This window comes from Anaerobium acetethylicum (genome assembly GCF_900096945.1).
GTDB lineage: Bacteria > Bacillota > Clostridia > Lachnospirales > Lachnospiraceae > Anaerobium > Anaerobium acetethylicum.
Map to the genome: position 1 here is coordinate 288104 of NZ_FMKA01000001.1, position 22921 is coordinate 311024.

Here is a 22921-nt window from a genome sequence, read left to right on the forward strand (position 1 = left end):
TACTTCCTATTTCCTGATTTGTCCGTTCCCGTAAATGATGAATTTCGTCGTTGTAAGCGCTTCGAGGCCCATCGGTCCCCTTGCATGGAGCTTCTGTGTGCTTATGCCTATTTCTGCCCCGAATCCAAATTCGAACCCGTCCGTGAATCTTGTGGATGCATTTACATAAACTGCAGCAGCATCAATTTCATTCAAAAATCGCTGTGAATTTGCGTAGTCGCTGGTGATAATCGCTTCCGAGTGCTTCGTATTATAACGGTTGATATGGCTGATGGCCTCGTCAATTCCCGAAACTGTCTTTGCGGAAATGATATAGTCCAGGTATTCCATTCCCCAGTCCTCTTCAGTTGCCTCTGTCACGGAAGGTTCTGCCGCCATCGCCTTCTTGTCGCCTCTTATCTCCACGTTCTTTTCAGCAAGCTTTGCCGCAAGCAGAGGCATGAACCTGTCTGCTATCTTTTCATGGATTACCAGGGATTCGCAGGCATTGCACACCCCGATTCTCTGGGTCTTTGCATTGTATATGATATCCAGCGCCATGCCAAAATCAGCTGTCTCATCCACAAAGATATGGCAGTTTCCCGTTCCGGTCTCTATAACCGGGATATTGCTGTTCTCCACAACTGCCTTGATCAGGCCTGCGCCGCCCCTTGGGATAAGGACATCTATATACTGGTTCATCCGCATGAACCCGGCAGCAGTTTCCCTGTTCGTATCTTCAATGAGCTGAATGGCATCAGCAGCAAGCCCTGTTGCCTCGAGTGCCTGCCTGATCACCTTTACGATTGCCTTGTTTGAATTTATGGCATCACTTCCGCCTTTGAGGATAACGACATTTCCTGTCTTAAAGCAAAGCCCGAAAGCATCGGCTGTTACGTTTGGCCTCGATTCATAGATGATGCCGATTACACCAAGGGGCACCCTCTTTTTGCCTATCAGGAGACCGTTAGGGCGCTGTTTCATTGATAACACTTCACCGATAGGGTCATCAAGCCCCGCAATCTGGGTCAGGCCTTCAGCCATGGCCCTAATCCTGTCCTCTGTAAGAAGCAGCCTGTCTACAAGGCCTTCCTTCATTCCGCTGTTCCTTGCGTGTTCGATATCCATCACATTGGCTGCCAGGATTTCAGCCGACCTGTCTATAAGTTCCGATGCAACGGCTTCTAACGCCTGGTTCTTTACTCCGCAGCCCAGAGTCCTTATGGATGCTTCAGCTGCCTTTGCTTTCTGTCCGATTTCGTCTAAATTGTACATTTCTATTCTCCTCTTCCAGTCAGATTATATTGTAAAGGCGGACGTGACTGTTCAGAACTCCTGACCTGCCAGGCGTTTTATACTTAGTCTGTCCGCTTGATTATTTACCTGTTTTGATATCTCTTGTTTCTGTAATGATTTCATCTGTACAGATATCGGTATCCTCAAAGGGAATTTCTGAAAACACCTGAAAATCAAAGGCGAGAGCCATCTTATAGTGATTCTCATGAATGCTCAGATATTTGTCATAGTAGCCCTTTCCGTAACCGATCCTGTGGCCGTTTTCATCAAATGCAACTCCAGGCATAAGCATGAGTGCTTCTTCCTCCCCGGCAGGATCCAGAACAACAGGTTCCAGGACGCCAAAACACCCTTCCTCCAGTTCCGAAATGCTCCTTATATAATAGAAATCCATCCTGTCGCCGTGCACCTTCGGAACAGCCACTCGCTTTCCTTCAGTCAGTGCATGCGCTATGATTCCCTTTGTTGCGGCTTCGTTTCCGAAGTCCACATACGAATAGATGCACCTGGCATTTCTGTATTCCGGTGATGTCTCCACTTTACTGGCAATCATTCTGCTCATAGCTTCGTGTTCAGAGGGTGCAAGCTGCATCCTCAAATTCTTGATATAATTCCTAATTTCCTGTTTTTCCAGCATGTTTTTTACCAAGGTCGACGATTGTTCCATCAGGGTTCTGTATGGACACGTTGTTCAGCTGCCCTCTGAGGCTGCATTTGACACTCTCGACATATTCCCTTCTCAAATCGGCCTGTTCCTTTGTTTCTTCTGCGGTGAGTCCTTCCGCCTTGGCTTTTCTATAAAGTTCATTGATTCTTGTTATCTTTGATTCATTCATTCTTTTTCTCCTAAATCTTTGGTTCGTTCTTCATCACATATGATATTTTAGTATAACTGTTCAGAACCCCTGTCTCGCGAGGTGTTTTTCTTTCACTCTGTGTGACTATGAAGGACGTAGTCCTGAATAGTCACATTTTAGTAAGTAGTATCCACCAGATAGTCCACCAGGTAGAAGTCTTCGCTTTTGTCTGAAAGGAAAATGGTTCCGCAGTTTTCGCCTTCCATAATCCTGTGGATCACATTCAGATCCTCGCCATTTGCAATTATCATGTCTGCACCTGCAAGGGTCGCTATTCGCGCCGCAGTCAGCTTTGTCGCCATTCCGCCGGTTCCGACGTTGCTTCCCGATGAGCCTTTTCCCATGTCGAGAAGATCGCTGTCGATCTTATCTACCACTTCAATGAATTTTGCATCTTTGTTTTTATTCGGGTCATCCGTAAACAGCCCGTCTATATCGGACAGGAGTATCAGGAGATCAGCATCAATAAGGCCTGCTACGATTGCAGAAAGCGTATCATTGTCACCGAATTCCATTTCATATGTAGAAATCGTATCATTCTCATTTACAATTGGAATGGCCCCCATTTTAAGCAGCTCTTCAAATGTATTCTGCGCATTTTTTCTGCTCAGGTTATCGAGCATGGTTCCTTTTGTAAGAAGGATCTGAGCTGCAATCTGATTATATTCTGAAAACAGTTTCTGATAGGCCATCATCAGCCTTCCCTGACCTATCGCAGCGCATGCCTGCTTCAATGCAATCGTTTTCGGCTTGCTGGCAAGTCCTGCAGCCTTCCTTCCGACAGCAATCGCGCCTGACGAAACAAGAACGACTTCCTTGCCCTGGTTTCTGAGGTCGCTTAGTTCACGCACCAGTTTTTCCAGTTTTATAAGGTTTAAATTCCCTGTTGCCGGATGGGTAAGAGAAGATGATCCTATCTTTACGACTATTCTTTTTTTATCTTTCAGCCTTTCTCTGACGTTCACTTTTATGTCCTCCTGTGGAATGCTTTTCCTTCTGATCAATTCAATATCATGATTATTTCTAGTATATATTACACTTTATTTTTCATTTCGTCTACAGCGGATGATATTTCTTTGCCACGGCTTCCGCTACTTTTATCCCATCCATTGCTGCTGATGTAATTCCTCCTGCATACCCTGCACCTTCGCCGCAGGGATACAGGCCGGCGATTTCGCTTTCAAAATATTCATCCCGCGTTATCCTGACCGGGGAAGATGTCCTGCTTTCAACTCCGGAAAGTACAGCATCCATGCGTCCAAATCCCCTGATCATTCCGTCAAACCCTCTGATGCCCTCAATGAGGGAGCGGGACAGGAAATCAGGCAGGGCTTCTCTGAGGTTTGTAAGAACATATTCACCCTTCATGCACGGCTCAATATCTCCAAGCATTGTGCTCCCCCTGTTGTCGCAGAAATCTCCGAAGAGCTGTGCCGGGATTTTGCCTGCCCCGGCTGCAAATGCTTTTTCCTCCAGTCTGCGCTGGAACTCCACGCCTGCAAGCGCATGGTCAGAGCCGAAATCCTCCGGCGTGACTGTCACGATCATTGCGCTGTTGGCATTCCTGCTGTCCCTGGCATGATAGCTCATACCGTTTACAGCAAGCCTGTTTTCTTCCGATGAAGCGTTAACAACATAGCCGCCAGGACACATGCAGAAAGAATAGATGCTTCTTCCATCCTGCAGCTGTTTGACCAGCTTGTAGTCTGCAACGGGCAGATATGGATTTTCCGTCGTCCCGTACTGTGACTTGTTGATGAGAGCCTGCGGATGCTCGATCCTGACTCCTACCGCAAAACATTTCTGGGTCATCGGCACTGATTTCCGGTGCAGCATTTCAAAGGTATCCCTGGCGCTGTGTCCAATCGAGAGGACTGCGATATCCGTCTCAATCTTTTCCTTACCGTTTACGGTAACAGACCTGACGCTCCCATTTTCTATCTCGATATCAGTAACCTGGCTTCCAAACCTGACCTCTCCGCCATATCTTTTGATTTCCTCGCGTATGTTTTCCACGACCCGGCTGAGAACATCTGTTCCGATATGAGGCTTGTTGAGATAAAGAATTTCAGACGGGGCACCTGCATCGACAAAGACTTCAAGAACCTTGCGGTTCCTGCCGACAGGATCTTTTACGAGAGTGTTGAGCTTGCCATCCGAGAAAGTACCGGCTCCGCCTTCGCCGAACTGCACGTTTGAAGATGTGTCCAAAATCCCCGTATTCCAGAACCGGTCGACACTCTTCATCCTTTTTTGCACTTCCTCTCCTCTTTCAAGAAGGATAGGACGATATCCGTGCTTTGCAAGAAAAAGGCCGCAATAAAGGCCTGCAGGACCAGTTCCGATTATGACAGGCCTGCGCTTCAATTCTTCATCTCCAGAGGGCGGAAACACGTAGGGCACTTCGTTGGTTGACATAACATTATTATTGTTAACTTTTCTGATTATTACCTTTTCATCAGACGTTTCCACATCAATGGCATATACAAATTTTATATCGTTTTTCTTTCTGGCGTCAATGGACCTCTTTGCAATCCTGTAGCTTCTGATGCCATCTTTTTTTATTTTCAAAGCTTTTGCAATCTCCGAAACCATCTGTTCTTCACTGTGTCCCGGACTCAGCTTAAGCTGCTGTATTCTGATCATAATTTTCTGCCTTTCCCATTTATAAAGCCCGTTTGGATGAACTGCTCATTCCTGCAACGTAGCCGCTGGTCCATGCCCACTGCAGATTATAGCCGCCGCATGTGCCATCTATGTCGATTATTTCACCGGAAAAATAGAGCCCTTTAACAAGTTTTGATTCCAGGGTCTCGTCATCCAGTTCCGTGGTGTCAACCCCGCCTGCACAGATCTGTGCATTTGCAAAGGGATTCGTTTCCTTGATTGTCACTGTGAACTTCTTCATCTTTTCTGCCAGCTTCCTTACCTCGTCCTTCTTTAGTGAATCCGAAGGCGCGTGCAGTGGTATTCCCGCCTGCCTGAGAAGCACTGCGTTTAATTTTTTGTTAAGAAGCCCGTTCATCATTTCCTCTGCGTCCTTATAGGGGCAGTTGCAGATCCTTGCAAAAAGCATGTCTGTCAGATCATGTTCATTCACTTCAGGCATAAAATCAATTTCGGTGCTGACCCTGCAGCCGGACTCAAGTCCTCTGGCTGCAAATCTGCTGATCTGGAAAACCGGAATCCCGGAGATGCCATAATCCGTGAGCTGCAGCTCTCCTGTTTCCCAGGCCGCCTTACTGCCGTTTATAAACAGCGTGATTGCTGCCTCTGTCCTGATTCCTGCCAGGCTCTTGAAAAAATCCTCTTTCGCCCGCAGCTGCACAAGGGCGGGCACGGGTGTTATGATCCTGTGTCCAAAATCTGCCGCTATCTTATATCCGCTTCCGTCAGATCCGGTAACCGGAGCAGCTTTAGAACCTGCTGCAACGATGAGCCTTCTGCATTCATAACTGCCGGTGCCTGCCTGGATGCAGAATCCGGCGCCTGTTTTTTTTATCCCCTTAATTTCAGTTTCACAGATAATCTTTATTTTCAGATGCTCTGCCTCCATTCTGAGTACATCCAGGACCGAAGCTGCCTGCTCAGAATTCGGATAAATATAGCCGTTTTTATTCTTTGGAAATATGCCAAGTCCTTTGAAAAATTCCAGAGTTTCCGTTACGCCGAACTGTTTGAGCAGATTCATGGCAAACTCCGGATGTTCTCCTCTGTAATGTTCAGGCTTCTGGTCAAGATTTGTCAGATTGCATTTTCCGTTTCCTGTTGAAAGGATTTTCTTGCCGATTCGGTCCTTATGTTCAAGAATCGTCACCCTGCTGCCATTTCTTGCAGCCGTTATCCCCGCCATAAGCCCTGAGGCACCGCCGCCAATAACGACTATATCATGTATGTCCTTTGCCATTTTTAACCCTTTCTCATTTTTTTATAATTAATTACCAGATCCAACGTTTCATGATCTTAAATCAGATGCAGTTTCTTTGCCAGCCTGCAGATGAGCCTTCCTTTTGGAAGAGCAAGGATTTCTTCTTCATCCATTCCTTTCAGATAAAGAATCATGATTCCATAGATTCCGACTCCGAAAGCCATCGCAATTATGACAGCAGCCGTGTTGCTTCCACTGAGCTGGTTGATCCCTTTGTGTATGAGATACACGCATATTCCCATCATAGCTGACGAAACAGCCGGTATGACGAAAGTTTTTTTCACTTCCTGCGAATAATCCAGATGTTTTCTGATTGCCATTCCGTTGAGCATGCACATTAAAAATGCGAATAAGACGCTTGCATATACGACACCGTATACATTCCATTTCAGGAAATACAGCATCACGAAAAGCAATGCAAGATGTATGGTCAGGGATATCAAAGCATGCCGCACAGGCAGTTTCATCCTGTTTATTCCCTGCAGAATACCATTAGTGAGGGTTGAAAGGGAATAGAATACCACAGATACAGATCCGACTCTCAGCAGGTTGGCTGGCAGCTGGCTGGCATCACGAAACAGAAGCTGCAGCACTGGCGAGGCAAGCACGCTCAGGCCTACTGCGCTTGGTATTGCGATAAGCATCGTTGCACGTATCGCACTGTATATTTTTTTCCTGACTGCACCGTCATTTCCCTCGGCGACAGCCCCTGAAAGGCTCGGTATTACAGAAGCACAGAGAGCCGAGGCGATGGCAATCGGCATATTTGTAAGAAGTTTATACTTGTTGCTGAAAATCCCCCAGAGGCTTGCTACATCCTTAGATTCATAGCCTTGCCCTGCAAGGATATTATTGAACATTCCCTGGTCCAGAATGCCGCTGATATTGTAGACGGCAGTACTGAGGATAACAGGTGCTATCGTCAGGAACAGCAGCCTGTAGATCTGGGAATAGGATTCCTTTTTCTTCGTGGTGTCTTTTCTCAGTTGTTTCCTGATTATCTTTTTGTACATTGCCATGACAAAAATAAGGAAAAAGAGGCCGAAAACTGCGCCTGCCCCCGTTCCAAGTGTTCCGCCTGCTGCCCCGTAGGCTTCCGCATAAGATTCCGTATTCAAAACCCCGTCGACCTTTGCGCCGTAGGAAAAGAGGTAATATGCCGCACCGACGCTGACGATTGCATTTATGATTCCTTCGATGATCTGTGAAAGCGCAGTCGGCATCATTGTGCCGAGCCCCTGGAAATAGCCCCTCATTACGCCCATAACGGCAACAACGAAAAGTGTCGGAGCCAGCATCCTGAGAGCGATACCGCTCATAGCCTGAGCCATTACCCGTCCCGCAAGGAAATCAGCTGCGAAGTATGTCACCAATGCCGCCCCCCCGCCTACGGTCCCGGCAAAGACCAGGGCGCATCTGAATATCCGGTATGCGTTCCTTTTCTCTCCCATTGCCACCCTGGCTGCTACCAGTTTCGAGACTGCAAGCGGCAGGCTGTATGACGATAAAAGAAGCAGTATAGAATAGACCTCGAACGCGGCAGCGTAATAGCCGTTTCCTTCATCGCCTATTATATTTGTAAGGGGTATTCTGTATGCGATCCCGATAAGCCTCACGATAATGGAAGCCATCGCAAGGATACTGCCCTGTATGATAAAGCTGGATTGTCTTTGCTTTTTTTGTTTTTCCATGAAGCACCTCTGTTATGATTTTGATTTCCGGCATACGGACACAGTCCGCATTGTCAGAATCGCCCTTTGCCGGGCGTTTATTGCTGCGTCGGAGTATCGAGAATCTCCACTTTATCTGCACCGCCATTCTGGATGATGCATACCCAGGTCTTCCCCTGGTTCAGCCGGATTTCCTCGCCCGCCGTGTTATAATACCTTGTCGGACCGAATTCAGAATCCTTTTTCCAGGTGATGTCGATTGATTTTCCGTTGGTAATGAACTTTCCCGATCCACCGCTCTGTACATTTATATTCAGATACTGGGTATTGTCGAAATTGCTGCTGCTACAGTTCTGGAGTATGATATTTTTATATGCAAGCTGCTGATTCGTCATCTCGTCAATCTGGATACCGCCGTACTGAAAGCGGTAATACAGGCCATCTGCCGTATTGTATTCGAACCATGGCTTATTTATGGGATAGCCCGGCTTAACGACCATTGCGGAGATTCCGTCGGGAACGATGCTTTCGCCGTCTGCCGCAAACTGGTAATGTCCGGTATAGCCGGCGTCATAATTTTTATCATAGCCCTTTGCTTCTATGCCTGCGGCAATCCCTGAAGCGCTTGCATAGGCATTGTGGGGGGCTTTCCTGTCGGTCGTCCTGAAGTACACCGTGCCTCCGATACCGCTGAGGCCGCTGAGGTTATCGACGTTATCCCTGTCCAGCAGATTGAGGGCATATGCGGACTGGCCAAAATGGGCATAGATGGCATCGAATTCGACTGCAAAATAGACATAATAGTTTCTTGCACTTCTGACAGATCCAATCTTTTCAAGCTGGTCATAGTCTTCAAATATTCCCATCAGCCTTGTAAGCGCTCCTTCAACAGGCGCTTCATATACAACGCCTGCCTTTGAAATTCCGCACTGGGGCGTTGCCACCTGAATATTATTGAGCATCACCGCTACAGGACGTCTTGTCCCGATTGCAAGCTCCACCCACTCCCCTGTCAGATAGCTCTGCATCTGCCCTTCGTGGGTAACAACCGGTTCCTCTGCTACCGGCTCCACAGGAGGTGCCTCTTCTGCTGTCTCTTCCTGTACCGCAACAACAGGTTTTTCTTCTGCTGCCGGCTCCGCTTTCACTTCTTTTCTCCCGCATCCTGCAAGCATGACTCCTACAACCGCAAGGATTGCCATATACCTGATTCTTCTCATCTGATGTACCCCTTCCGCTTTCCTCATTCTTCAAAACAGCTGTTCATTTTCTATACTGCTTCTACTCCGTCTCCCCAGACATCTGCGTCCATCCTATCTGGTAATGTCCATGCCATCCAGGATCTTTTTCTGTCTTGCTTCCATTTCTGCCGCTTCCTCTTCAGTCATATGATCGTATCCGCACAGATGCAGCACGCTGTGGGCTATCAGGAATGCAAATTCCCGTTCCGCCGAATGCCCATAATTCTCCGCCTGTTCGAAAACTTTGTCTGCAGAAACAACGATGTCCCCGAGCATGAGTTCTCCTGTCTCAGGATTAAAGAAATCCTCCACCTGTTCTTCAAGGTGGGAAAAGTCTCCCGGCACTTCATACTCCGCCATGGGGAACGAAAGCACATCGGTGGGCCGGTCTATTCCTCTGAACTCATTATTGATCTTCCTGATTTCTTCATTGTCCGTAATCACAAGATGCACTTCCGTTTCATAAGGGCATTCTTCAAAGTCAAGAACAGCTTCGATCACTCTTTCTGCAAGTTCCTTTACATTAAACGGAAACTCTTTTCCGCTTTCGAATTCAACATCAAACGTCATTGTTTTACCTCCGTCTTATTTGTGTGGTTTTCTTTCAGTTTTTTTCTTCAGCACTGACGGCTGGCTTACTTTTTCATATTCGTCATATGCAGTCACAATCTTCTGTACAAGCGGATGGCGGACTACATCTTTGTTTGTCAGAAAGCTGAAGGCGATTCCGTCAATGTTATTCAGGACCTTTGCCGCCACGTCGAGTCCCGATTTCATGCCCTGGGGCAGATCTTTCTGGGTCGTATCACCGGTGACAATCACCTTAGATCCGAATCCGATTCGTGTCAGGAACATCTTCATCTGTGCAGGCGTTGTATTCTGCGCCTCATCAAGGATGATATAAGCATTGTCAAGGGTTCTTCCCCTCATATATGCAAGAGGTGCAACTTCGATAAGTCCCTTTTCCATATTCCGCTGGAAGCTCTCAGCTCCGAGTATCTGATAAAGCGCATCATATAGCGGCCTTAAATAGGGGTCCACCTTGCTCTGGAGGTCGCCTGGAAGGAAGCCCAGCTTTTCTCCGGCTTCAATGGCAGGTCTGGTCAGGATAATTCTGTTCACATCGCCGTTTTTGAAGGCAGTCACTGCCATCGCCATTGCGAGATAAGTCTTGCCGGTCCCTGCCGGTCCCACTCCGAAGACTATCATATTATGCCGGATCTGGTCAACGTACTTTTTCTGGCCAAGGGTCTTCGGCTTTATGGGCTTTCCGTTGATCGTATGGCATATGAGGTCCTTATCGATTTCCAGAATCGCCGTTTCCTTCTCCTCAAAAGACAGGGCAATTGCATAGTCTACATTCTGCTCCTCAATGATGCTGCCCCTCTTTGAAAGTTCTATGAGCTGGCTAAACACGCTTTTCGCCTTCCTGACAGACAAATCCGCACCAAGTATCTTCAGTTCGTTATCCCTGGCAACGATCGTCACGTTGAGGGTTCTTTCTATCTTCTTGATAAATTCATCGTACCTCCCGAAAACGTTTTTTGCATGTTCCGCAGGTATGTCGATTATTGTTTCTATAATTGCCATAAATGTTCCTATCCCTCCATATGTCTCCGTATCTTCTGCTGATCAGAACCAGCGTTTTGCGGCATGAAAAGTTTATCATAAATATGCGAAAAAAGACAATCCGCGTCGTGATACTGACTAGTCTTGTCTTTGTTTTCGCTTATGGTCTAGTGCTTTTCTTTTTTTTCAGATGTCTCATCTTTTTCTTTTTTTTCCCTTTTGATATAAAGCGCTATCTTTTCAATCCTTTTTTCCTTTATGCTCTCAAGTTTGAAAACAAGATTCTCCAATTCGATTGTCCTGTCATCGCCTTCCTGAGGTATGGTCCCCATAATGTCAATCAGAAGGCCTGAAAGGGTGTCATAATTATCCGAGCTGATGTCAAGATCCAGTTTGTTGTTCAGTTCATCGATGGTTATAAGGCCATCAATGATATAGCTGTCATGATCGATTTTCTTGATTTTCGGTTCCCCGTCATCATATTCGTCTTCAATATCGCCCATGACCTCTTCAACCAGGTCTTCGATGGTTACGATACCTGAAAAGCCGCCGTACTCGTCAATGAGAATCGCAATGTACCTCTGCGTCTGCTGAAGTTCCTTGAAGAGTTCGTCGATATTCTTTCCTTCCGGCACCAGATACGGCTTATGCAGGATGGACTTGATATCCACATTATCGAATCCATGTTTCCTTGCCTCAAGGAAAAAGTCTTTCATGTAAAGCACGCCGACAATGTTATCGATGTCTTCATCATATACAGGAATCCTTGAATATTTAGTCTCGAGCATCTCGTCCAGATAGGAGCTCAGTGGCTCTGTAATATCAATGGCATATACATTGATCCTTGGTGTCATGACTTCTTTTGCCAGTTTATCGTCAAATTCAAAAATCGAATTAATCATTTCTTTTTCGGTTCGGTTGAATACGCCCGTTACCTGGCCTACTTCCACCATGGATTTAATTTCTTCTCTGGAAACCAGTTCTTCCAGATTGTCTGCTTCCATCTTGATCATTCTTAAAGTCAGGTTTGTTGAAAATGTCAGGAATTTTACAAACGGAGCTGCAATTTTCGATACCAGCATAACTGGTTTTACTGAAAACATGCTGATCGCTTCGGCTTTCTGAAGCGCGATCCGCTTTGGAACAAGTTCACCGAATACGAGGGTGAAATAAGATAAAACAATAGTAACCAGAACAAACGATATCTGTTCTCCATAAGGTATACCCATTTTTGAAATCGCATCTCCAAGCACCTGGGATATCCCTGTTGCCGCAGAAGCACTGGCAAAAAATCCTGCCAGGGTAATCGCCACCTGTATTGTCGACAGGAACCGCGTAGGCTCTTCCAACAAGCGCTGTATCTGCTGCGCCTTTTTATTTCCGTCATCAGCCATCATGTTGATCTTGTTCTTGTTGACTGAAACCGTCGCCATTTCGGCGCATGAGAAAAATGCATTGATTGATGTCAAAAGCAATAGAAAAAGTATCTGGGTTATCATATTTGTCCCGTCAGGGTCTGCTTCCATTTTTGTTTCCTCCTAAAAATATAATTATTGATATGTTATCACAGTTTTTCCCTTATAACAATATTATCTGTTAATTTATTGCATAATTCAAATAATTTTGCTACTGCCTGCACGTTATTTGCGCAAGGTGTTTTTGTGAATGTAGCGAAGCGGAAATCACAAAAACCCGGGGCTTACGGCGCGAAATGGTGCATTTTAACCATTTCTGCGCATCGCGAAGCATGTTACTGTTTACTCTGTGAACAATAACATAATTTTAATTCATCGGGCATTTTAATATTCATCAAGAAAACTGTGTGATTCATGATGTTTCTCATATCCGATTACAGTATCCAGATTCACGTTATGTATGCTGCGGAAGATATTCATATCAATGATCGGACTTGTTTTTCTGAATTCCTTTACAAGATCTTTCATTTCTTTTCTCTTCGAGGTACCATCATGCTCTTCCTGTGATGTCATTTCAGTGAAGCGGCATGCGCATTGCAGGAATTTAAGACCGTGGTAATTCTTCCATGCTATGATATCTTCTTCTTTAACCAGGTAGAGCGGTCTGATCAGCTCCATGCCCTTAAAATTGGTGCTGTGGAGTTTCGGCATCATGGTCCCGATCCGTCCGCTGTAGAGCATGTTCATCAGGGTTGTTTCTATCGCATCGTCAAAATGATGACCTAAGGCGATCTTGTTGCATCCCAGATCCTGTGCATGCTTGTAGAGGTTGCCCCTTCTCATCCTGGCGCACAGATAGCATGGCGACTTGTCAATATCCGCGACTATATTGAATATGTCCGTTTCAAACATATGAATCGGGATATTCATCAGTTTGGAATTTCTGATTATCATTTCCCTGTTGGCTTCATTATAGCCCGGGTTCATGACGAGAAATTCAAGGTCGAAGGCTACCTTTCCATGCTTTTTAAGCTCCTGCATAAGCTTTGCCAGAAGCATGGAATCCTTTCCACCTGATATACAGACAGCGATCTTGTCGCCCTCCTGGACGAGTTCATAATCGTTTACCGCTGTAATGAACTTTGACCAGAGCGTCTTCCTGTATTTCTTGATCAGGCTTCTTTCAATTTCCTGGTGCTTTTCCATATTCTTAGTTTTTTTCTTTTCAAGGCTGTCCGTTTGTATCACTTTACCATTATCCTTCATGTGCTTTTCCTTCTTCCTGCTGTAAACAGCGAACACTCTGCTCCCTAGCAGCTGAAATCCCTGCTAAGCAGCTTGTCCAGTTTTGTTTTCAGCATGCTGTTTTCTTCTTTCTCAAGCCCATCATCGTCCTCAAGAATGCGGCCTGCCATTTCACTGGCATCCTGCAATATCCCTGCATCCGTATAGATATCTCCGATTTTAAATTCCATCAGCCCGCTCTGCCTGATTCCGAACATGTCTCCTGGTCCTCTTAATTTCAAATCCTCGCTGGCGATAAAAAAACCGTCATTTGACTTGTTCAGTATCTCAAGCCTCTCCCTCGTTTTTCTGCTCTTCGATGGGCTTACCAGAATACAGTAGGACTGGTGTTTCCCCCTGCCGACGCGCCCCCGAAGCTGGTGGAGCTGGGCAAGTCCGAACCGTTCGGCATTCTCGATCATCATGACGCTTGCATTTGGTACATTGACGCCCACCTCGACCACGGTCGTAGAGACAAGCACCTGAATCTCGTTCCTTGCAAAGCGTTCCATAATCAGATTTTTTTCCTTGGGCTTCATTTTTCCATGAAGACATGCCACTTCAATGCTGCCGTCCAGCTGCCACTTCAGCATTTCTGCATATTCCGTTACATTTTCCGCTTCGATCGATTCGCTTTCCTCAACCATGGGGCATATGACATAGGCCTGCCGTCCCTTTTTCACCTCATTTTCAATGAAGCTGTAGGCTTTCGGCCTGTACTCTGTTCCGACAGCGCAGTTTTTGATGGGCAGCCTTTCAGCCGGCAGCTCATCGATCACTGAAATGTCAAGATCTCCATATATGATTATGGCAAGGGTCCTGGGTATCGGCGTTGCGCTCATGACCATCACGTTCGGCTCCAGGCCCTTATTTGCCAGCGCTTCCCTCTGCTTCACGCCAAACCGGTGCTGCTCATCGGTTACGACCAGGGCCAGGCTGCTGTACTTCACTTTTTCCTGGATCAGCGCATGGGTACCTATAATGATATCTGCCCGTCCTTCTTCAATTTCTTTACAGGCTTCCCGCTTATCCCTGGCGGTCATGGAACCCGTAAGAAGAATTGCCCTGTATGGCAGGCTGTTCTTTTCGAGTATTTCTGTGATCGATGCAAAATGCTGTGCAGCCAGTACCTCGGTAGGAACCATCAGAGCACCCTGGCAGCCGTTCTCCGCCGTCATTATAAGGGCCAGCACCGAAACGATGGTCTTGCCGGAGCCCACGTCTCCCTGGATCAGGCGTCCCATTATTTTCGGGCCTTCCAGATCCTTCTTCACTTCTTCCCAGACCTTTTTTTGTGCCGCAGTCAGTTCATAGGGAAGATTGCGGATCAGTGATTCAGCATGTTCAGACCGTTTCATCCGGAAGCTGTTGGCGGACTGTTCCTTGGAATCCTTCAGCCGCCTCAGCGCCATAACAAAAAAGAAGAATTCGTCGAAAACAAGCCTTTTTCTTGCCTCATCAAGGCTTTTTCTGTCACCGGGAAAATGAACGGTCCTGACGGCATAATTGTATTCGCAGAGGCCATATTTTTCCCTGACAGCCGCCGGGAGGCATTCCCTGACGGTCTCCAGGCTGTCAAGAGCCTGTTTTACAGCCTTTGAGACACTTTTATTCGTGAGCCCTTCGGTCAGCGGGTAAACCGGCTGCATAGCGCCTGTCATCTCCCTGTATCCCGACTCGGTAAAGATCTCTGGCTGCTGCATGGAAATACGGCCATTTCTGCTCACCACTTTGCCCCTGAAGACGAAGTGTGCTCCCATATGCAGCGTTTTTTTCAGGAACGGCATATTGAACCATGTGAACTCCATGTTTCCGGAATTGTCTTTCCCGGTAGCGGTTGCGATCTGCAGGTTTCTGACACGCTTGACCTGTACCGGCGATGAAATCCTGATACGGACCGCATAAATGCCCTCATCCTCAAGCTCGCTGACGGGACAGGGTTCTTCATAGATATCATAATCCCTGGGATACAAAGAGATCAGGTCGCCAACCGTAAAGACGTCCAGCTTATGAAAAAGCGCACATGTTTTCTCGCCAATGCCCTTCAGCGCTTTGATTTCCTCGTCTTCAACCATATCATATCCCCCTTTATTGCTGTAAAATAGCACATAGCCGCCTTTTTACCAGGGTTATGTGCTATAAGTCTGCTTTCAGGTCCGAATCGGATTATACTTGTCCGCAATCGAAACCTTTCTGAAATTTCTTGATGACTTTATTCCACTGAAACAAGATAGTAATAGATCGGCTGTCCGCCTTTGTGGACCTCCACATCACATTCCGGATATGCTTCCACGATGCTTTCAGCAAAGGCTGACGCCTTTTCTTCACTGATTTCTTCACCGTAATAGATGCTGATCAGTTCAGAGTCCTCGTCTACGAGTTCTTTTATCATCTCGGAAGCAGTCTCGTCGATATCAGTTCCTACTGCGAGAATTGCACTGTCGCCGATTCCCATGATATCGTTCTGCCTGATTTCCTTGCCGTCAATGTTTGTGTCCCTGACTGCATAGGTAACCTGTCCGGTCTTGACCCTTGCTATCTCTTCAATCATTCTGGCTTCGTTGTCCTCTGCAGTTTTATCAGGTATGAAGCTGATCACTGCTGTTATTCCCTGCGGTATGGTCTTTGTAGGAATAACAATGATCTTTTTGTTCTCAACCAGCTCCCTGGCCTGGTTTGCAGCCAGAATGATGTTCTTGTTGTTTGGGAAAATAAAGATGGTATCCGCATTCACACTGTCAATGGCATTGAGCATATCCTCTGTACTAGGATTCATCGTCTGGCCGCCTTCGATGATATAATCGACTCCGAGTTCTCTGAATATCTCATTTACGCCTTCTCCTATGGATACGGCAACGAATCCGAACTCTTTCTTAGGCTGTGCTGCATTTTCCATGGACGCAGCCTCTTGTGCTGCCTTCTGCTCAGCTTCCTTAATGAGTTTCTCCTGATGTTCTTCCCTCATGTTGTCGATTTTCATATTGGTCAGCGAACCGTAAGTCAGGGCTCTCTGGATCGCAAGTCCGGGATCGTTTGTATGGACATGAACCTTAACAATGTCGTCATCTGAGACAACGACAATCGAATCGCCTATTGAACTAAGATATGCCTTGAAGTCGCTTTCGGTGTCCATGCTGTACTCCTTTTCCAGCATGACAATGAACTCCGTGCAGTATCCGAACTTAATTTCAGACGCCTCCTGCACACCTGTCTTTGCAGGTTCAGCAGATTTTTCGCTTGTGAATTCAAAGCTGATCTCTTTGCCCAGGAACGCATCATAGGCTCCCCTGAGTACTTCCATCAGGCCCTGTCCGCCCGCATCAACTACGCCTGCCTGCTTCAAAACCGGAAGCATTTCAGGTGTCTGGCTCAGCACGTAATCGCCATGTCTGATAACCGCATCTAAATATTTCGTCAGGTCGTCAGTCTTTCCTGCAAGTTCTGATGCCTTGTCTGCCACCCCTCTTGCCACTGTAAGGATAGTTCCTTCCTTCGGCTTCATAACCGCCTTGTATGCTGTTTCAACAGCTTTCTGGAGGGCATTTGCAAGAATTACAGTGTCCAGTTCCTGATAGTCCTTGATTTCCTTTGTGAAGCCCCTGAAGAGCTGTGACAGGATAACTCCGGAGTTTCCTCTTGCGCCTCGAAGGGATCCCGAAGAAATTGCCTTCGCGAGGCTTTCCATGGTCAGGTTTTCCTGATTTCCCACCTCTCTTGCTGCAGCCAGAATCGTCAATGACATATTCGTTCCTGTATCGCCATCTGGAACCGGAAAAACATTCAGTTCATTTATCCATTCCTTCTTGGCCTCTATATTCTTTGCACCAGCCAAAAACATCCTGGCAAGCATCTTGGCGTCTATTGTATTTATTACCACAATAAGTTCCTCCTTAAATAGTCTGTATTAGTGGCTATTCATGACTATGTCCTGAATAGTTATCTATATTAGTCAATCACTCTGACTGCTTCCACAAAGATGTTGATTTTGTCAATCTCCATACCAGTGAATTCTTCAACCTTATATTTCACATTACTGATCAGATTGTCTGCTACTGCTGAAATGCTTACTCCATATGCAACAATGACATGAAAATCAAGTTTGATTTTATTATTCAAAATTTCAACATTTATCCCATGAGAAAGACTGTCTTTTTTCAGGAGCCTGACGATTCCATCCTTCACATTATAAGTTGCCATACCTACTATTCCAAAGCATTCAACAGCAACGGATCCTGCATATTTCGCAATAACATCTGTATCGATCAAAATTTCACCTAACTGATTATTCATACGACCTTTCATATCGGTACCTCCATTTTGTGTTTTATTCTGAGTAATCATTTCAATATACATGCCGATATTGAAACCGGTTATAAAAAAAATCATACTGAGCCATGTATATTATAGCCTTTTTCCATAAAAAATGAAATATATTTTTTATATTATATCCGTGAATGAAAAAAACATCACTATTTTCAGAGTTTTTTTCTATTTGGGCTTGCATTATTAATACGTATCTGATAGAATACATTTGTTGCGAGTCTGTATGGACTTATTACAACGCAATAGTAAAACTTTATGTTTTTTATTGTAGACGAGGAGGTGCTATAATGGCTAAATGTAGTATTTGTGAAAAAGGTGCTCACTTCGGACACGCTGTGAGTCATTCCAATAGAAAAACAAACAAAATGTGGAAATCCAACGTGAAATCTGTTAAGGTTAAAGTGAACGGAGCTGCTCAGAAGATGTATGTATGTACTTCTTGCTTAAAATCAGGCAAAGTAGAACGCGCTTAATATCTGGGTTATGGAGTTTCAAGCTGTCTTCTTAGGAAGGCAGCTTTTTTTGTCCCATCAAAATATCATGTCCTTTGAAATAGAAATCACTTCTTGTCATATTCCAGAGGAACTTTCCTGCACTACAATAAATGCCCCCTTGTTTCTGAACAAGGGGGCACATGCATTCTTATTGCTATTCTGTCTTCTCTTCTATGTCTTCCTTCTCTTTTGCGAACCTACTTACGAAATCAGGCACCAGGTCGAGAATTTTAGTGAGTCCATCCTGGTTCTTAATATTGACCAGCTTTGTCGTTCCGTTCTGTATCACCAGAACTGCGCTTGGTGTAATCTTACCACCCATTCCGCCGCCGCCGTTGTTCTTCTTATTATCCTCAGAAAAGGCTCCGGCTCCGACACCGAACGAAACATCCACCAATGGAAGTATAATTGTATCCCCTATTGTTATTGCATCTCCTACAACCGTCTTGGTTGTAATGAAACTGTCCATGCCTTTAAAAAGTGACTCCACTGTTGAATTGAAGCTATTATCTGCTGCCATGCTACTTCCTCCTTATGCTTTGATATCTTTGAATCAGATATTTGACATTCTCATTAAAATACAATTTCAGGAAGACTCTCAAGAGCGTGAACACTCTGATTCGTCCCTTTATCAGGCCCCTGCCTTCAAGAATCCTGTTTTCAAAGTCAGGTTCTACATACAGCGCCTGATGGAAAAAAGGTGATATGACTCCGATACAGCCCAGGATCTGTCCTGTTCCTGCCGGGTCTCCGGTTCCATACCGCATGCTAAGACTCAATTTTGATGGCCTTATATGCTTCCAGAGCACTTTCAGCTGGCTTTTGATAAGCCTGAAAGCCTCTTTGTTCTTTTCGTCTCTGATAAAAGCCCTGATATCCTTCATCAGATTCTCTATGTCTATAATCTTATCACAGATTTTTTGAATTGTGAATTTAATATTCCGACATTTTACAAAAAAAGCCTTCAGAATTCCAGATATTTTATATATGCTTGCTTTAATCCGGTCCGCCAGACGCTTCCTGCCGTTATAATCAGGTTCCGTTTCATCTGTTTCGGCTCTTTCACTTTCAGCCTTATCCGGACCCGGCAACAGGGTCCGGACTTTCTCTTCCCCATATTCCCTCAATCTTTCCTCAATACCGCGGGGCTTTTTCTTAACTGCCTTTTTATCTGCCTGCTTTCGCTTTCCTGTTTTGCCGCGGCGGGATTTTTGTCCTGCGTTATCATCTTCATCCTGATTCATGTTGATTTTGATTGGTATTCCCAGGACCCGGACCTTCATATCCATTGCATCCCCCTGATACCGGACAGTAAGCGTGACAAAATGCAGGAGCCATGAAACTTTTCCTGTTGCTTTCATTTCCTCATATTTTTCAGCACGCACCAGGTATCTGAAGGGAACAAAAAGCAGCAGGAGAAGCAGGAGTATCAACAGCCCCAGGATCGCTGCCAGTATGATGCCGGCTATTTTCAGTATTCCAAGTAAAGTAAGAAGCATATTTTCACACCTGCCATTAGTTTTCCTTATTTCCGTTCTGTATCCCCATAATATAGTCCTTCACTTTTACGCCTCCGGACTCCCGGTATACATCTTCTATAATCTGCTGTACTACCAAAAGCGCTTCCTCATAGCCGCAGGCAATGCCCACTATGAATAAGGGCCTGTTTCTGTAATGGCGCTGCATCAGCTCTGCTGAATGGTAAATATCCAGAAGGTTCCGTTCGTTGCTTGGAAGCGCTATGACATACGTCCTGACCATTCCTGCCCTGTGCTTTATCTTCCAGATTATAGTATATTTATTCATCCGGGCTTTTTCACCCATATATAAGTTTCTATACCACTTCATCTTAATCTCTCTTCTATAGCTGCTATGATAGTTTCCAAAACCTTTATTCTTGCATAATATTTAGAATTGGCTTCCACGATGGTCCACGGGGCATAAGTAGTCGAGGTCCTGATCAGCATCTCGTCAGCAGCCTTTTCATACTGGTCCCATTTATCTCTGTTTCGCCAGTCTTCCTCTGTAATTTTCCACTGTTTAGAAGGATCTGCCATGCGCTCGGCGAACCGAAGCTCCTGCTCATTCCGGTCTATGTGCATCCAGAATTTCAGGATAATGGTACCAAAGCGTGCTATATGCTCTTCCATCTGGTTTATTTCTTTGTAAGCTCTCTTCCATTCAGTGACGCTGCAATAGCTTTCCACTCTTTCAACCATCACTCTACCATACCATGTTCTGTCATAAATAGCAACGTGTCCGGCCCTTGGGATGGTGTTCCAGAACCTCCAAAGGTAGTGACGGGCCTTCTCGGCAGCATTCGGGGCGTCGGTAGGGTTTACGGTATACCCCCGGGGATCCATGTTCTCTGTGAGCCGCTTTATAGCCCCTCCCTTTCCTGAAGCATCCCACCCTTCAAATGCAATGATGACAGGAATTTTCCGGCGATACAATTCGTTATGGAGCATATACAGCTTTTGCTGGAGCACTGGCAATTTCTCCTGATATTCCTCCCTTGACATCAGCCTGTTCAGATCAACGCTGCCAAGCACGGAAGATTTGTAGATGCTGAGAGCATCAGGGATTTCATTATCAGAGCCGTTTTTTTCTGCAGTCCGTTCTTCGATTTCCGAAATACGTTTCGAAAGGAAGCCGCTTACGGCTGAAATTATTTTAACAGCAGCATATTCTTTATCCATGGCCTCTACAATTGTCCAGGGCGCATATTCCGTATCGGTTTTTTCAAGCATTTCCTCATTCATCCTGAGATAGCTCTCGAACTCTTTGTTTCTTCTCAGATCGCCTTCCGAAACCCTCCAGGCTGTTTCCTTTGTAGAACGGAGCTCTTCCAGCCTTTTTTTCTGCTCTTCCTTTGAAATATAGAGAAACAGTTTAATGATTACCATCCCGTCATCATGAAGCTGTCTTTCAAAAGAATTTATCTCCTGGTATGCACAGGATACCTTTTCCCCGGCTATTTTTCCATCAAACCGGTCTATCAGGACACGTCTGTACCAGCCCCTTATAAACATCGACATCCTGCCTTTTTCCGGCGTCTTGGTCCAGAAGCTCCAGAGAAACGGCCGTTCCTTCTCCTCTTCCGATTCTCCGCCTGTAGCATAGGTATAGAACCCCCTGGGATCCAGAGGATGTATAAGCCGGTTCAGCAGCGCCCCCTTGCCGGAAGCACCAAGGCCTTCAAACAGAATCACCACAGGAATGCCAAGAACCCTGCTCTTCCTCTGAAGTTCAGACAGTCTGGGTTCCAGAACGTCCATAAGCTCATTATATTCCTTTTTCTTCATCTTCTTTGACAGATCGATTTTTTCAAGCATGACACTCCCCCCTCCGGCATATCGAAACCACAAACACGAATGGTAAAACTATTTTTCTTTCACTCTGATGGCCTGTGAAGCACATGATTCTGAATCGTTATATTCATTTTACCAAAGATAAGAAAATAAATCATCCGAATTTATTCGGTTTTTTTGAGCATAATATGGAACCTTCATTGTGTTGTTACTTTCGCTTCGCTGCACTCACAAAAAAACACCTCGCATTAACCAGGGCGTGAAAAGTAATATTGTCATGCAATATAAACGGCAGGCTAATCGCCGACCATTGAAAATAGCTGTGCAGAAATGTTATAATTACAGAAAAACAGGGAGAGCTGACTATGGATTTAAAGAAAACAGAATGGCTGAACACGGATTATCATCATTTAATTGAACTTCTAAAATCAGAAGCTGACGAAAAATACCGTGACTTTCAGAAAGGCCTGATTCCCGGCGACGAAAAAATGATTGGAATCCGCATGCCCAGACTCAGGCAGTTAGGCAAAGAGATCTCAAAAGGGAACTGGAAGGCTTTCATTTCCCTTGGCGGTGCAGATTATATCGAGGAGAAGATGCTCAAGGCTATAGTCGCAGGACTCTCAATAACAGACATCAGGGAATTCATCACGACGGCTGAGGATTTTATTCCGCTGATTGGCAACTGGGCTGTCTGTGATGCCTTCTGTTCAGGAGCAAAAATTGTACGAAAGCACCAGGAAGAATTCTGGCCTGTCATTGAAAAATGGCTCCGTTCAGATAACCCCTGGGCTGTGAGAGCCGGAATCGTAATGATCATAAGCCATTATATGACAGAGGACTATCTGATTATCGCCCTCAACCTATGTGAAAGGATCCAGTCAGACAATTATTACGTCCGGATGGCTCAGGCATGGCTGGTGTCCGAGGCCTATGCGCGCTTTCCGGTAAAAACTCACGATTATCTTACCCGGTCCCTTCTTGACGACTGGACCTTCAACAAAGCTCTTCAGAAGGCCAGAGAATCCTTCAGGGTTTCTGATGAACGGAAATACATACTTCTGGGTATGAAAAGATAACCGGACAGAGTATTTTTTCCCATAGGGCCTGCGACATATTCTTCTTGCGCATCATGCGCGTCATGCGCCTCCTTGCGGAGTTTTTTTAATATATAGGAAATTCGTGGAATTTGCTATATATTAAAAAAAATGTCTGGATCAAATTGATCCAGACATTTATAAACCATTCAAATCGTGTTATAAAATAACACACTGCACATCTTACGCCTTCATACATTTCTACAGTGTAAACTGCAGATCAGTATATAGGATATCAACCAATCAATCTTAGTTAAATTTACGTTTTCTAGCAGCCTCTGATTTCTTTTTGCGTTTTACGCTTGGTTTTTCATAATGCTCTCTTTTACGTATTTCCTGTTGGATACCAGCCTTCGCACAGTTTCGTTTAAATCTGCGTAAGGCACTATCTAAAGTTTCATTGTCTTTAACAATTACATTTGACATAGTCTCACACCTAACCTCCCTCCAGTTGTGT

Annotated in this window: 22 protein-coding genes; 2 read left to right on the forward strand and 20 right to left on the reverse strand. The window is 45.4% G+C overall.

The genetic code is table 11. The features are described from left to right. Positions 1-6: 6 nt before the first annotated feature. The 15 genes from BJR36_RS01300 to BJR36_RS01370 all read right to left on the reverse strand — a co-directional run bounded on the left by BJR36_RS01300 (position 7) and on the right by BJR36_RS01370 (position 17541). Positions 7-1254 (reverse strand): glutamate-5-semialdehyde dehydrogenase, encoded by a 1248-nt coding sequence (locus tag BJR36_RS01300; RefSeq protein WP_091228967.1) that lies wholly within the window; start codon positions 1252-1254, stop codon positions 7-9. 100 nt (positions 1255-1354) lie between these two features. After that, the gene (locus BJR36_RS01305; protein WP_091228971.1) at positions 1355-1942 is read right to left on the reverse strand and encodes a 5-formyltetrahydrofolate cyclo-ligase; all 588 of its coding nucleotides are present in this window, start codon (positions 1940-1942) and stop codon (positions 1355-1357) included. Further along, a complete protein-coding gene (locus BJR36_RS01310; RefSeq protein ID WP_091228975.1) occupies positions 1890-2111 on the reverse strand; it encodes a DUF896 domain-containing protein in 222 nt (73 codons plus the stop codon). The genes BJR36_RS01305 and BJR36_RS01310 overlap by 53 nt, the downstream gene beginning before the upstream one ends. Positions 2112-2248: 137 nt before the next feature. Continuing rightward, positions 2249-3097: a glutamate 5-kinase gene (gene proB / locus BJR36_RS01315; RefSeq protein WP_091228978.1), complete on the reverse strand. Its 849-nt coding sequence runs from the start codon at positions 3095-3097 to the stop codon at positions 2249-2251. Positions 3098-3188: 91 nt separating this feature from the next. Then, on the reverse strand, positions 3189-4778 hold the full coding sequence (locus tag BJR36_RS01320; protein ID WP_091228981.1) for an NAD(P)/FAD-dependent oxidoreductase: 1590 nt from the start codon (positions 4776-4778) through the stop codon (positions 3189-3191). A gap of 19 nt (positions 4779-4797) precedes the next feature. Then, the gene (locus BJR36_RS01325; RefSeq protein ID WP_091228983.1) at positions 4798-6039 is read right to left on the reverse strand and encodes a BaiN/RdsA family NAD(P)/FAD-dependent oxidoreductase; all 1242 of its coding nucleotides are present in this window, start codon (positions 6037-6039) and stop codon (positions 4798-4800) included. Between the two features lie 56 nt (positions 6040-6095). Beyond that, complete coding sequence (locus BJR36_RS01330) at positions 6096-7751, reverse strand: putative polysaccharide biosynthesis protein (RefSeq protein ID WP_091228986.1); 1656 nt, start codon at positions 7749-7751, stop codon at positions 6096-6098. A 77-nt stretch (positions 7752-7828) separates the two neighbouring features. Further along, on the reverse strand, positions 7829-8950 hold the full coding sequence (locus BJR36_RS01335; RefSeq protein WP_091228989.1) for a DUF3048 domain-containing protein: 1122 nt from the start codon (positions 8948-8950) through the stop codon (positions 7829-7831). A gap of 93 nt (positions 8951-9043) precedes the next feature. Then, positions 9044-9541, reverse strand: coding sequence for an rRNA maturation RNase YbeY (ybeY, locus tag BJR36_RS01340; protein ID WP_091228992.1), 498 nt, complete (start codon positions 9539-9541; stop codon positions 9044-9046). A gap of 15 nt (positions 9542-9556) precedes the next feature. Then, entirely contained in the window at positions 9557-10561 is a 1005-nt protein-coding gene (locus BJR36_RS01345; protein ID WP_091228995.1) for a PhoH family protein, read from the reverse strand. Positions 10562-10707: 146 nt separating this feature from the next. Beyond that, complete coding sequence (locus BJR36_RS01350) at positions 10708-12066, reverse strand: hemolysin family protein (RefSeq protein WP_091228999.1); 1359 nt, start codon at positions 12064-12066, stop codon at positions 10708-10710. Positions 12067-12339: 273 nt separating this feature from the next. Beyond that, entirely contained in the window at positions 12340-13221 is an 882-nt protein-coding gene (locus BJR36_RS01355; RefSeq protein ID WP_330387774.1) for a tRNA 2-thiocytidine biosynthesis TtcA family protein, read from the reverse strand. A gap of 44 nt (positions 13222-13265) precedes the next feature. Then, entirely contained in the window at positions 13266-15314 is a 2049-nt protein-coding gene (gene recG / locus BJR36_RS01360) for an ATP-dependent DNA helicase RecG (protein WP_091229002.1), read from the reverse strand. 137 nt (positions 15315-15451) lie between these two features. Further along, positions 15452-17116 (reverse strand): DAK2 domain-containing protein, encoded by a 1665-nt coding sequence (locus BJR36_RS01365; protein WP_091229004.1) that lies wholly within the window; start codon positions 17114-17116, stop codon positions 15452-15454. Positions 17117-17184: 68 nt separating this feature from the next. After that, positions 17185-17541: an Asp23/Gls24 family envelope stress response protein gene (locus tag BJR36_RS01370; RefSeq protein ID WP_091229007.1), complete on the reverse strand. Its 357-nt coding sequence runs from the start codon at positions 17539-17541 to the stop codon at positions 17185-17187. A 308-nt stretch (positions 17542-17849) separates the two neighbouring features. Here BJR36_RS01370 and rpmB point away from each other — a divergent pair, with 308 nt between their 5' ends. Then, positions 17850-18035, forward strand: coding sequence for a 50S ribosomal protein L28 (gene rpmB / locus BJR36_RS01375; RefSeq protein WP_091229009.1), 186 nt, complete (start codon positions 17850-17852; stop codon positions 18033-18035). A 175-nt stretch (positions 18036-18210) separates the two neighbouring features. Here rpmB and BJR36_RS01380 read toward each other — a convergent pair whose 3' ends face one another. The 4 genes from BJR36_RS01380 to pap are packed head-to-tail and all read right to left on the reverse strand — an operon-like array spanning position 18211 to position 21391. After that, positions 18211-18576 carry a GerW family sporulation protein gene (locus BJR36_RS01380; protein ID WP_091229012.1) on the reverse strand — a complete coding sequence of 122 codons (366 nt, stop codon included), beginning with the start codon at positions 18574-18576 and terminating at the stop codon, positions 18211-18213. A 1-nt stretch (position 18577) separates the two neighbouring features. Then, the gene (locus tag BJR36_RS01385) at positions 18578-19555 is read right to left on the reverse strand and encodes a DUF2953 domain-containing protein (RefSeq protein WP_091229013.1); all 978 of its coding nucleotides are present in this window, start codon (positions 19553-19555) and stop codon (positions 18578-18580) included. A gap of 16 nt (positions 19556-19571) precedes the next feature. Further along, positions 19572-19904, reverse strand: coding sequence for a hypothetical protein (locus BJR36_RS01390; RefSeq protein ID WP_091229016.1), 333 nt, complete (start codon positions 19902-19904; stop codon positions 19572-19574). Beyond that, the gene (gene pap, locus BJR36_RS01395; protein ID WP_091229019.1) at positions 19901-21391 is read right to left on the reverse strand and encodes a polyphosphate:AMP phosphotransferase; all 1491 of its coding nucleotides are present in this window, start codon (positions 21389-21391) and stop codon (positions 19901-19903) included. Before pap ends, BJR36_RS01390 begins: the two co-directional genes overlap by 4 nt. A gap of 341 nt (positions 21392-21732) precedes the next feature. Here pap and BJR36_RS01400 point away from each other — a divergent pair, with 341 nt between their 5' ends. Further along, on the forward strand, positions 21733-22446 hold the full coding sequence (locus BJR36_RS01400; protein WP_091229021.1) for a DNA alkylation repair protein: 714 nt from the start codon (positions 21733-21735) through the stop codon (positions 22444-22446). Between the two features lie 267 nt (positions 22447-22713). On the opposite strand, the gene rpsU is transcribed toward BJR36_RS01400, so the two are convergent. Further along, complete coding sequence (gene rpsU, locus BJR36_RS01405) at positions 22714-22890, reverse strand: 30S ribosomal protein S21 (RefSeq protein WP_091229026.1); 177 nt, start codon at positions 22888-22890, stop codon at positions 22714-22716. Positions 22891-22921 lie beyond the last annotated feature (31 nt).

What these genes read in the sequence shown, in the direction of transcription:
- pap (WP_091229019.1), bottom strand. Translation starts at nt 21,391, where the DNA reads ATGCTTGAAAAAATCGATCTGTCAAAGAAGATGAAGAAAAAGGAATAT.
- BJR36_RS01400 (WP_091229021.1), top strand. Translation starts at nt 21,733, where the DNA reads ATGGATTTAAAGAAAACAGAATGGCTGAACACGGATTATCATCATTTA.
- recG (WP_091229002.1), bottom strand. Translation starts at nt 15,314, where the DNA reads ATGGTTGAAGACGAGGAAATCAAAGCGCTGAAGGGCATTGGCGAGAAA.
- rpmB (WP_091229009.1), top strand. Translation starts at nt 17,850, where the DNA reads ATGGCTAAATGTAGTATTTGTGAAAAAGGTGCTCACTTCGGACACGCT.
- BJR36_RS01385 (WP_091229013.1), bottom strand. Translation starts at nt 19,555, where the DNA reads ATGCTTCTTACTTTACTTGGAATACTGAAAATAGCCGGCATCATACTG.
- BJR36_RS01335 (WP_091228989.1), bottom strand. Translation starts at nt 8,950, where the DNA reads ATGAGAAGAATCAGGTATATGGCAATCCTTGCGGTTGTAGGAGTCATG.
- BJR36_RS01380 (WP_091229012.1), bottom strand. Translation starts at nt 18,576, where the DNA reads ATGGCAGCAGATAATAGCTTCAATTCAACAGTGGAGTCACTTTTTAAA.
- BJR36_RS01320 (WP_091228981.1), bottom strand. Translation starts at nt 4,778, where the DNA reads ATGATCAGAATACAGCAGCTTAAGCTGAGTCCGGGACACAGTGAAGAA.
- BJR36_RS01325 (WP_091228983.1), bottom strand. Translation starts at nt 6,039, where the DNA reads ATGGCAAAGGACATACATGATATAGTCGTTATTGGCGGCGGTGCCTCA.
- BJR36_RS01310 (WP_091228975.1), bottom strand. Translation starts at nt 2,111, where the DNA reads ATGAATGAATCAAAGATAACAAGAATCAATGAACTTTATAGAAAAGCC.
- rpsU (WP_091229026.1), bottom strand. Translation starts at nt 22,890, where the DNA reads ATGTCAAATGTAATTGTTAAAGACAATGAAACTTTAGATAGTGCCTTA.
- BJR36_RS01350 (WP_091228999.1), bottom strand. Translation starts at nt 12,066, where the DNA reads ATGGAAGCAGACCCTGACGGGACAAATATGATAACCCAGATACTTTTT.
- BJR36_RS01300 (WP_091228967.1), bottom strand. Translation starts at nt 1,254, where the DNA reads ATGTACAATTTAGACGAAATCGGACAGAAAGCAAAGGCAGCTGAAGCA.
- BJR36_RS01390 (WP_091229016.1), bottom strand. Translation starts at nt 19,904, where the DNA reads ATGAAGTGGTATAGAAACTTATATATGGGTGAAAAAGCCCGGATGAAT.
- BJR36_RS01370 (WP_091229007.1), bottom strand. Translation starts at nt 17,541, where the DNA reads ATGAAAGGTCGTATGAATAATCAGTTAGGTGAAATTTTGATCGATACA.
- BJR36_RS01305 (WP_091228971.1), bottom strand. Translation starts at nt 1,942, where the DNA reads ATGGAACAATCGTCGACCTTGGTAAAAAACATGCTGGAAAAACAGGAA.
- BJR36_RS01355 (WP_330387774.1), bottom strand. Translation starts at nt 13,221, where the DNA reads ATGAAGGATAATGGTAAAGTGATACAAACGGACAGCCTTGAAAAGAAA.
- BJR36_RS01345 (WP_091228995.1), bottom strand. Translation starts at nt 10,561, where the DNA reads ATGGCAATTATAGAAACAATAATCGACATACCTGCGGAACATGCAAAA.
- BJR36_RS01330 (WP_091228986.1), bottom strand. Translation starts at nt 7,751, where the DNA reads ATGGAAAAACAAAAAAAGCAAAGACAATCCAGCTTTATCATACAGGGC.
- ybeY (WP_091228992.1), bottom strand. Translation starts at nt 9,541, where the DNA reads ATGACGTTTGATGTTGAATTCGAAAGCGGAAAAGAGTTTCCGTTTAAT.